This window comes from Rhodococcus sp. EPR-147 (genome assembly GCF_001647185.1).
Lineage (GTDB): Bacteria > Actinomycetota > Actinomycetes > Mycobacteriales > Mycobacteriaceae > Rhodococcoides.
Window position 1 is genome coordinate 1 of the sequence record NZ_LVCU01000121.1, and the last position, 8,051, is coordinate 8,051.

General features: G+C 62.5%; 15 protein-coding genes. All 15 read left to right on the forward strand.

Annotated elements, in window-relative coordinates:
* Nucleotides 1-202 (forward strand): helix-turn-helix domain-containing protein (locus A2J02_RS05805; protein WP_068047953.1); only part of this gene is annotated, 202 nt, incomplete at its 5' end.
* Nucleotides 199-363 (forward strand): hypothetical protein, encoded by a 165-nt coding sequence (locus tag A2J02_RS27600; protein WP_156516109.1) that lies wholly within the window; start codon nt 199-201, stop codon nt 361-363. The genes A2J02_RS05805 and A2J02_RS27600, both read left to right, overlap by 4 nt.
* Before the next feature lie 265 nt (nt 364-628).
* Nucleotides 629-826 (forward strand): hypothetical protein, encoded by a 198-nt coding sequence (locus tag A2J02_RS05815; protein WP_068047960.1) that lies wholly within the window; start codon nt 629-631, stop codon nt 824-826.
* The gene (locus tag A2J02_RS27605) at nt 823-993 is read left to right on the forward strand and encodes a hypothetical protein (RefSeq protein ID WP_156516110.1); all 171 of its coding nucleotides are present in this window, start codon (nt 823-825) and stop codon (nt 991-993) included. Before A2J02_RS05815 ends, A2J02_RS27605 begins: the two co-directional genes overlap by 4 nt.
* A gap of 288 nt (nt 994-1,281) precedes the next feature.
* The gene (locus tag A2J02_RS05820) at nt 1,282-1,614 is read left to right on the forward strand and encodes a hypothetical protein (protein WP_156516111.1); all 333 of its coding nucleotides are present in this window, start codon (nt 1,282-1,284) and stop codon (nt 1,612-1,614) included.
* Nucleotides 1,614-1,784: a hypothetical protein gene (locus A2J02_RS27610; protein WP_156516112.1), complete on the forward strand. Its 171-nt coding sequence runs from the start codon at nt 1,614-1,616 to the stop codon at nt 1,782-1,784. Before A2J02_RS05820 ends, A2J02_RS27610 begins: the two co-directional genes overlap by 1 nt.
* Nucleotides 1,784-2,404: a hypothetical protein gene (locus A2J02_RS05825; RefSeq protein WP_068047966.1), complete on the forward strand. Its 621-nt coding sequence runs from the start codon at nt 1,784-1,786 to the stop codon at nt 2,402-2,404. The genes A2J02_RS27610 and A2J02_RS05825 overlap by 1 nt, the downstream gene beginning before the upstream one ends.
* Entirely contained in the window at nt 2,404-2,583 is a 180-nt protein-coding gene (locus tag A2J02_RS05830; protein ID WP_068047969.1) for a hypothetical protein, read from the forward strand. Before A2J02_RS05825 ends, A2J02_RS05830 begins: the two co-directional genes overlap by 1 nt.
* A gap of 121 nt (nt 2,584-2,704) precedes the next feature.
* The gene (locus A2J02_RS29020; RefSeq protein ID WP_082898829.1) at nt 2,705-2,956 is read left to right on the forward strand and encodes a WhiB family transcriptional regulator; all 252 of its coding nucleotides are present in this window, start codon (nt 2,705-2,707) and stop codon (nt 2,954-2,956) included.
* Complete coding sequence (locus A2J02_RS05840; protein WP_082898828.1) at nt 2,949-3,206, forward strand: HNH endonuclease; 258 nt, start codon at nt 2,949-2,951, stop codon at nt 3,204-3,206. The genes A2J02_RS29020 and A2J02_RS05840 overlap by 8 nt, the downstream gene beginning before the upstream one ends.
* 467 nt (nt 3,207-3,673) lie before the next feature.
* Nucleotides 3,674-3,967: a hypothetical protein gene (locus tag A2J02_RS05850; protein WP_156516113.1), complete on the forward strand. Its 294-nt coding sequence runs from the start codon at nt 3,674-3,676 to the stop codon at nt 3,965-3,967.
* Nucleotides 3,964-5,460: a terminase large subunit domain-containing protein gene (locus A2J02_RS05855; RefSeq protein ID WP_068047983.1), complete on the forward strand. Its 1,497-nt coding sequence runs from the start codon at nt 3,964-3,966 to the stop codon at nt 5,458-5,460. The genes A2J02_RS05850 and A2J02_RS05855 overlap by 4 nt, the downstream gene beginning before the upstream one ends.
* A gap of 173 nt (nt 5,461-5,633) precedes the next feature.
* Nucleotides 5,634-6,719, forward strand: a complete 1,086-nt coding sequence (locus A2J02_RS05860) for a phage portal protein (RefSeq protein ID WP_197477949.1) — start codon at nt 5,634-5,636, stop codon at nt 6,717-6,719.
* Nucleotides 6,716-7,114, forward strand: coding sequence for a hypothetical protein (locus A2J02_RS05865; RefSeq protein ID WP_068047989.1), 399 nt, complete (start codon nt 6,716-6,718; stop codon nt 7,112-7,114). The genes A2J02_RS05860 and A2J02_RS05865 overlap by 4 nt, the downstream gene beginning before the upstream one ends.
* Nucleotides 7,111-8,051, forward strand: a 941-nt coding sequence (locus A2J02_RS28075) for an HK97 family phage prohead protease (RefSeq protein WP_197477950.1), incomplete at its 3' end; no start/stop codon positions are given. The genes A2J02_RS05865 and A2J02_RS28075, both read left to right, overlap by 4 nt.

The window sequence follows — 8,051 nt, forward strand, 5'->3', positions numbered from 1 at the left end:
ACTCACACTCGTCGTTGTGGATCACATGGATGTAATTGGCGCAGCCGAAGCCGCTCGGCTCCTCGGTGTGAGCAAAGCCACCGTGAACCGCCGCGCCGCAGCCGGCCAACTCACCGCAGTGAAGATGCCTGGCGTCACCGGAGCGCACCTATTCGACCGCGACGAGATCGAATCTCTCGCGAAACCGAAGGCAGATGCATGAGCCGATACGTGACGCCGACCGATCGCCCTCAGTGGCCCACCGAGCAGCTGCGTGAGTTCATCCGCAAAGCGTTCCTGTGGTGGCTATTGCCCTCGTGTGGCTTCGCATGCATTCTGCTCGCGATGCTGGCCGGCTACGTCCTCGCCGGCGGTCAGGGCTGATGCCGGTGAGGCGGCGCGTCATCATCGGCCGCACGTTGGACCACGTCCACGCGTCGGGCCTGAAAGACCGCATGGAGTTCGGCGCACACGAGGTCTGGTCTCCCAGGTCTATTCGACACCTTGGAGCGGGTCGAGGCGTACTGCTCGACGAGCTAGTCATCTACTGCCGCTGGGACGAAATCCGTTGGTTCGATGACGTGATCGAGGTTCTTCGCCCCTGCTTCTCAACGACGAATGAACCGCAGATTCGGTGGGTGATCCACCAGTGAGAAGCCACCCCGCAGATCCCGACGACCGGGCCGCGCTCCGCACGCTCGCGCTGACGGCCCACGAATGCCAAGTACTCGCTGCTGCTGCCTACAGGCGCGCCGAGTTGGCCTACGTGGAGTCAGACACCATCGAGCAGGCCCACCAACTCGACCGAGCGCACTACTGGCAGATAGCGGCCGGAGACAAGCCATGATCGACCACGGAGACCGCTTGCAGCGCGTCGTGTGCGACGTGTGCGAGCGCCCGTTCAACCCCAAGCGAATCATTCCCGTACCGAACGTGTGCCGTGACTGCCGCGATTCGATGAACAGGCTTGCGTACCCCTCTCAGCTGGACGGTGATGCCGCAGCGCCGATCTGACGTGCTCTACGTCGCTATCTGGTGAGTCCGACGCTAACCGACCGCTCTAGTCATGTGGACCCTTACGAAGCTCGGCAGAACTAGCTGCTGGGACCTGCTCGCAACTGATCATTGCGATGTCGGGTAATACCTGAAAGGCCTTGCGTCCCAGTGGACGTGAGGCTAGAGGCGTTGGTGCGGACAAACGGGGTTCGGAAATTTGGGAGGTGGCTTGGGAGGTCCCCAAGCAAGGCCCCCATTCCGTCTTCGGTTGGGTGACCCACTCGGATCTATAGGAAGGAGTAATAGGTGAGCGCGATCGTTGTACGTCTCTACAGTTCGTCGCCGTCGATAGTGAAGGCAGTCGAATCCGTATGTGCGGAACATGAGTTCGGTTTCGAGCACAGCAGTGGACCACGACCGGACACTGCATCGTTCGTTGTATCGACCGCTGCTCACAACCGAGATGTGGTGCTGTTCGCCAACATGTACAACTCACCGATTCGTCGGTGCGAACCGATCACATTGCCCGAGGCCGGCCTGTACCTGGCGGCGGCGGCTCGATACTCACGCGGCCTGACTCTCGTTGGGTCCGATCACATTCGGCACGCGGTGCCGGTACCTGAAGGGATGTTGTTCTGATGCCAGACCGATTCGAGGACGACAACACGCGAGTGACCGCGCTGTCACTCGCCGTCTCACTGTCCATTGCCGAGACCCCCACGGACTCGGTCCAATACGCCTCCACCACCAATCGAACGATTCTGCGTGCCAGCAAGTTCGAGGACTACCTGAGGAACGGCAAGCTGTGATGGACAAGGAGCTGGCGACGTTGCTTGATGCGACATCGTTCCAAGTAGCGGATCTGGTTGGGCCGGCCATCGTGATCGAGGGCGCGGCGAATCATCTGTTGTCTCGGCTACCCGAGACTGACGATCACCGATGGAATGTGACTCAGGCGCTCGGCTCGATCGTGGCGGCGCGTAAGTCGCTGGAGTCGGCCGCTGAAGCGTTGCTGCACATCGTCGCCCAGGACGGTGCCGACATGCTCGCAGTCGAAGTCAACGGCGGGGAGCTGATGTGTCATGAGTTCTCCGATTCCGTAATCACCGGCAGGACGCTGCATTGCATCCGGCTCGCAGGTCACGTCGGGCATCATCGCGATCGTGACGGTGCGACCTGGGAAGAACGCACACAATGCCCGTCTCGTGCTGCATCTGATCTGTCCAGCGATCTACCCCGGCGGTGCCGGCTCGATGCCGGCCATGTGGGTAACCATGACGATCACGAGTTCCGGTGGAACGACAGCGAGGCCACGCGGTGCAATGCGCAGACGGAGGACGGATTCGGTTCGCTGCTGTGCCGTAAGAAGTCTGGTCATCTCGGCGTGCACTGCGACGGCGAGGGTGCCTCGTGGGCGGTGAGTGTCTGATGGCGGGCCAGTTGGTGCCGCTCGATGGCCTGCCGGGTCGGTTCGCGTCGGTGTCGTACGACGTGGAGCGGAAGATGATCGTGGTCCAGGTCGATGATGCCGAGGGCAACGTGATGGGTTCGATGTCGTGGGGCTACACCGAGCCCGAGATCATCGAAGAGCCGGTGATCGAGCCATGATCTGCGATCACGAGTGGCCCGACCCTGGCGATATCGACCATCTCTGCGTGCTTGAGCCGGGCCATAGAGGTCCACATCACTGCGTATGCGGTGAGCGTGAGCCGTTGGAGAGCTTCTTCCGGTGAGCCGTTGTCGAGGGCGTGCTGCTGAGTACGAGTATGCGAATGTGGCTGGCGGGCAGTGGAAGACGAAGCGTGACGCCGCTGAGCAGCTGTGTGCTGGCTGCCCTGTCATGGCCATGTGCGCGCATCTCGCGTTGAAGCATCACGCTCTCGGCATGGTGTGGGCCGGCGTGCCCATACCCGACCACCACAACGCAGAGCATGTGGTGGAGGCACGGATGGAACTAGTGAAGAGGGCGCTCCATGGCTGACGAACGCAGGCCCGACATACCGAAGGACATGGCTGCTCGTGTCCGATCGAGGGCCGGCTATGTGTGCCAGAAGTGTGGCAGTGATGACCGATGCGAGATCGACCACGTGGTGCCGTGGGTGATAGTGCGCTGCCACGAGGAGGACAACCTGATGCTGCTGTGCTTCGGCTGCAACAGGCGCAAGGGTGACAAGGTGGAGGCCGGCCGCAAGACGTGGTTCCACACTGACTACTTCGGAGTAAGCACATGATCGAGAACCCCTTCCCTCAGCTACAGGTGCGCACCACTAAGTACTGCCCACACGAGGGCTGTGCGTATGGCTTGGTAGTGGAGTGGTACTCGAACGAGGGCGTGATGGAGTACGTGACCATGCCGCACGCACAGATGGAGTGGCTGCTACAGCAGCACCTCGAAGAGCATCTCGATCCGTCAGTGCGTCATGCATAGAATCATCCATGATCATGCATACTCATCCATGCATGATCATCCACTGTCATGCATGGAATCTATGCATGGTGGGGTGTCGCAGGCCCCTTGGTTTTTGCCAAGGGGACGGTCGACACCGAGGGGCTTCCCAAATGTTCACCCCCAGGGTGGCTGGAGGTCGAGTTCCAGCAGTTGGGACGAGAATCGAGTGAATATTCATGCATGGCGTCATGCATGGTGGATGGTTGATCATGCATGATGTCATGCATGGAGTGAGAGGTGGTGGTCCCGGTGGGCATCGTGCTGAGTGAGACGTACGAGGAGTCGGTCACGACGTTCCTGTCTGCGAACGAGTGGGTGGACGATTCGGAAGCGCCGCTGGTCACGTCCCTGATGCATGTGGCTCGACTGCTGGACGTGAAAACCACTAAGGGGCAAGCACTCCCAGCAGGTCTCACCATGGAGTTCCGCATGTTGTTCGTGGAGCTGCGCAAGTGTAAACCAGATGACGCCGGCACGGACAAGTCTGACCCATTCGATGATGCCCTCGAACGCATCCTGCACGGACCGCCGCCGCCGGCATGACCGCGCCGGCCATGGTCGAAGCGCCGGTGTGGATGCCCTCGAGGTACACGCGTCCGATCGAGAACCCCGACTACAGCGAGGGTGACATGCTCATCCGTCTCGCTGAGGCGGTGTTCGTGTTCGAGCAGTCCGACGAGTTCGGCCTGGACGCGTGGCAGAAGTGGCTCATTCGTGAGGTGCTGCAGAAGTACCCGGCCGACTACGAGAACCCAGCTCTCGCAGGCAAGCTCGTGTACCAGCAGGTCGTCATCAGCATGGGCCGTCAGAACGGCAAGACCGTCCTCGGTGCGGTGTTCGCGCTGTACGGATTGATCCTCATGGTGCCCCGTGCGCCCGATGTGATCTCCCTCGCGAGCACCGTCGAGCAGGCGAAGAACCTGTACCGCAAGACGCGGTACTGCGTGGACAACGTGCCGCTGCTGGAGTCTCGGTTCAAGACCACCGACCGATCCGGTATCACCAGCAAGAACCCTCGCAAACCCGCGAACTATGTCGTCAAGGCTGCCGGTGATGGTAAAGGGCTACAGGGCTTTTCGGGCAACCTGATGCTGCTGGACGAGCTGCATATCCTCAAGCCCGGCGCGTGGAATGCTCTCGTGCTCGGTGCGTCGGCGCAGCCGAAGGCACTCGTGCTCGGACTGACGACCTCCGGTGACGACAATTCCGAGCTGCTGAAACTGCTCTACGCCACCGGCGAGGCTGCCGCAGCGAAGGCCGACGACCACAACCCGAGGTTCGGATTCTTCTTCTGGGTGGCCGATCCCGAGCTGTCGCTGTACTCACCCGAGGCGCTCATCCAGGCGAACCCCGCCATTGCGTCCGGCCGCATCGACTTGGAGTCGGAGCTGCGCAACGGAAAAGGTATGCAGGAGAGCGAGTATCGCCGCTACCGCCGTAACGAGATGGTGTCCGTCGAGAACATCTGGATGCCGCTGCCGGTGTGGAACGCGACCAAGTTCGGGCCGATCCCTGCCGTCGCCCGCAGGAACCCGCTGATCATTTCGTTCGCCCGGTCCCGTCGATCGTGGGACTACGTGTCGATCGTGGCGTCGGTGAAGCACGAGGAAGTGGTCTATACCCAGCTGATCGGCACCATCACGTTCGGCAACACCGAGCTGCTGGAGCGGAAACTGGTGGAGCTGTCCAAGGTGGTCCAGGTGGAGAAGTTCGTCACGGACGCCGAGACGATGCGTCAGACCGTCCTCGCCCTGGGCCAGCAGCATCACCTGCCGGCCGAGTACATGACCCGAGGGAACATCGCGAACGCCACCGCCACCGTCCACTCGATGATCAAGGATGGTCGACTCAAGCACGCCGGCGACCTCGAGATCGAGCAGCAGATCCCCCGCACCGTCACCGTGTCGGCCGGCCAGGGTGTGGTGATCGACATGAACAAATCGCTCGGTGACATCGACGCGGTGTACGCGATGGTGATGGGTGTGTTCATCGCCGAGCAGCAGCAACCCACAGGCATTCCCATCAGCGTCTTCTGAAAACCCGGACATGAGAATCACACCGATGGGATTAGCGTTCCCCAGCAATGAACGCAATCGGCAAGTTCTTCGGATTCGGAACCGGCGTGGAGACACGCAGCGGGTCGATCGACTCCGCTGGCGGCACCTCACCACTACCCGGCGTAATGCCTCCTGCCAGAACATCTTTGGACGTGAGCTGGCGCGAAGCCCTCAAGGTGTCCGCATTCGCCCGCTCGATGGACGAGATCAACACGATGATGTCCTCGATGCGCCCGACCGTCCGCGACAACGTCGGCGCGCTCCTCGATCCGACCTCGCGGCAATACCCGTCGATCGTCAGCCGGCCGAACCTCGACATGGACTACGAGGAGTTCGTGCAGTTGGCAGTCAACGACCTGATGCTGCACGGAGAATTCTTCTGGCTCCGCGTCGGTGACCCGCAGACCGTCAACCTGATCCCGACCTCGCCCGAGGAAATGACCGTCGTCCGCATGCGCAAGCCGGACGGCACCTGGGGTCCACTCATCTACGGGCACATGGGCAAAGAGGTTCCCCGCTCGCGGATCATCCACCGCAAGCACACCGCCATCACCGGCGAGGCACGAGGCATCGGCCCGCGTCACCTGGCGCAGGCCGAGCTGCGTGCAGCGATCACCCTCCGCGACTTCCAGGCCGACTGGTTCGATGCCGGCGTGCCGTCCGGCACCCTCAACACCGAGACCCACCTGAACGAGAGCCAGGCACAGGAACTCCAGACCCGGTGGAACAATTTCCTCGCCTCGAACCGCGGGCGCAGCGTCATCCTCTCGTCCGGCCTGACCTACAACGCCCTGCACCTCAAGCCCGCCGAAGCGCAGATGCTCGAGGTGCAGGACTCGATCGACCGCCGCATCGTCCGAATCTGCGGTACGCCAGCATTCGACCTTCTCGTCCCCGGCGGCACCGAGTCCCGCACGTACCAGAACCTCGAACAGTCGACGCTGCAGTTCCTCACCACCACCCTGGCGAAGTACATGAACAGCGTCGAATCCGGCCTCTCGCAGCCGATCCCCTCCGGCCACCGCGTCGAGCTGGACGAGAGCGGCCTGCTGCGCATGGACTCGAAAACAAAGGCTGAAGTCGACACCGCCAACGTCAACAACCGCACCCGCACCCCGAACGAGCTCCGCGCCCGCGACGGCCTCGCGAAGCTCCCCGGCGGCGACGAGATCCAGAAGGCCGAGCCCACCAAGATCCCCTCCGAACGTGTCGACCAGCCGAAGGAGATCGACGCATGATCCACGTCGTTACCGGCCCACCGTGCGCCGGCAAATCCACGTTCATCACCGACAACGCCGAACCCGGCGACACCATTGTCGACTTCGACCGTCTCGCAGTCGCATTCGGCTCGACCGGCCACCACGACACCCCACTGCCGATGCGCCGCGTCGTCCAGAAAGCCCGACACGCCGCAATCTCGCAGATCCTCATGGGCGTCGTGACAGACGCATGGATCATCGACACCGACCCGACGCGCGTCATGCTCGCCCAATACCGCCGCGCCGGCGCAGAAATCCACACCATCGACCCAGGCCTCGACGCCTGCCTCGAACGCGCCGCCAGCGACGAACGCCCCGACTGGACCGCCGGCCAGATCCGACGCTGGTACCGACTGAACAAGAGGACCGCATGACCCATCATCCCGCGACACAGCACCTGCTCGACCTGTTCGAGTACAAGCATTTGCCGGCTCACTTGCAGCGCGTCTCGCTGTTTGCCCACGAGATGGCAACCGAGATGGCCGACACTCTAGGTTCCGGCCCCGAGCTGACGACCGGACTGCGAAAGCTGCTGGAGGCGAAGGACTGTTTCGTCCGGCAGGCCGTCATCGACGCCCGCTCGATCGAGACCCGATCGGCTCCCGTGCTCGAAGATGTCGAGATCCGTACTGCCGCAATTGGTGTCGTGGATGAACAGTCCCGCATCATCTCCGGCATCGCCGTCCCGTGGGACCAGATCACCAACGTCCGCACGAACGCCGGCGAGTACACCGAGCAGTTCGTCCGCGGCTCGATCACGGACGGTGAGCTGGTGTCCGTCCACGCCAATCATGGCGGCTTCAAGCGTGGCGATCTGCCGGTTGGTGTGCTCGTGTCGTCACGAGCAGTTGACGGCGGTCAGCAGGTCGAGTGCCGCATCGCCAACACCCAACGCGGCGACGAGGTGCTCGAACTCGCCCGCGATGGAGTACTGAAGTTCTTCTCGGTCGGGTTCCTCCCCGTCGAGCATGAAGTCCGCGACGGTGTGGTTGTCCGCACGAAGGTCGCACTGCGTGAGGTGTCGATCGTGGAATACCCCGCCTACAAGGGCGCGGTCATCGAAAGCGTGAGAAGCGCTGTAACAGAACAGGAATCAACCATGGACCCCGAAGAATTTGCGCGGCTGGTCGCGGCCCACCCCGAGGTGGCGCAGCTCCGAACCGACAACGCCGAGCTGGTGCGCCGGCTCGGAGTACTCGAAGACGGCGGCGGCGAGCAGACACGCGGCCGACGTGAGTTCCGCACCCGCTCCGGTGGTGAACTGCTCAAGGCAATGGCCAAGGGCGACACCGACACCGTCACCGAGAGCCG

Bases quoted from the DNA above. Each gene is read 5' to 3' on its own strand.
- A2J02_RS27600 (WP_156516109.1), top strand. From the start codon at position 199: ATGAGCCGATACGTGACGCCGACCGATCGCCCTCAGTGGCCCACCGAG.
- A2J02_RS05840 (WP_082898828.1), top strand. From the start codon at position 2,949: ATGGCTGACGAACGCAGGCCCGACATACCGAAGGACATGGCTGCTCGT.
- A2J02_RS05825 (WP_068047966.1), top strand. From the start codon at position 1,784: ATGGACAAGGAGCTGGCGACGTTGCTTGATGCGACATCGTTCCAAGTA.
- A2J02_RS05855 (WP_068047983.1), top strand. From the start codon at position 3,964: ATGACCGCGCCGGCCATGGTCGAAGCGCCGGTGTGGATGCCCTCGAGG.
- A2J02_RS27610 (WP_156516112.1), top strand. From the start codon at position 1,614: ATGCCAGACCGATTCGAGGACGACAACACGCGAGTGACCGCGCTGTCA.
- A2J02_RS05830 (WP_068047969.1), top strand. From the start codon at position 2,404: ATGGCGGGCCAGTTGGTGCCGCTCGATGGCCTGCCGGGTCGGTTCGCG.
- A2J02_RS05865 (WP_068047989.1), top strand. From the start codon at position 6,716: ATGATCCACGTCGTTACCGGCCCACCGTGCGCCGGCAAATCCACGTTC.
- A2J02_RS27605 (WP_156516110.1), top strand. From the start codon at position 823: ATGATCGACCACGGAGACCGCTTGCAGCGCGTCGTGTGCGACGTGTGC.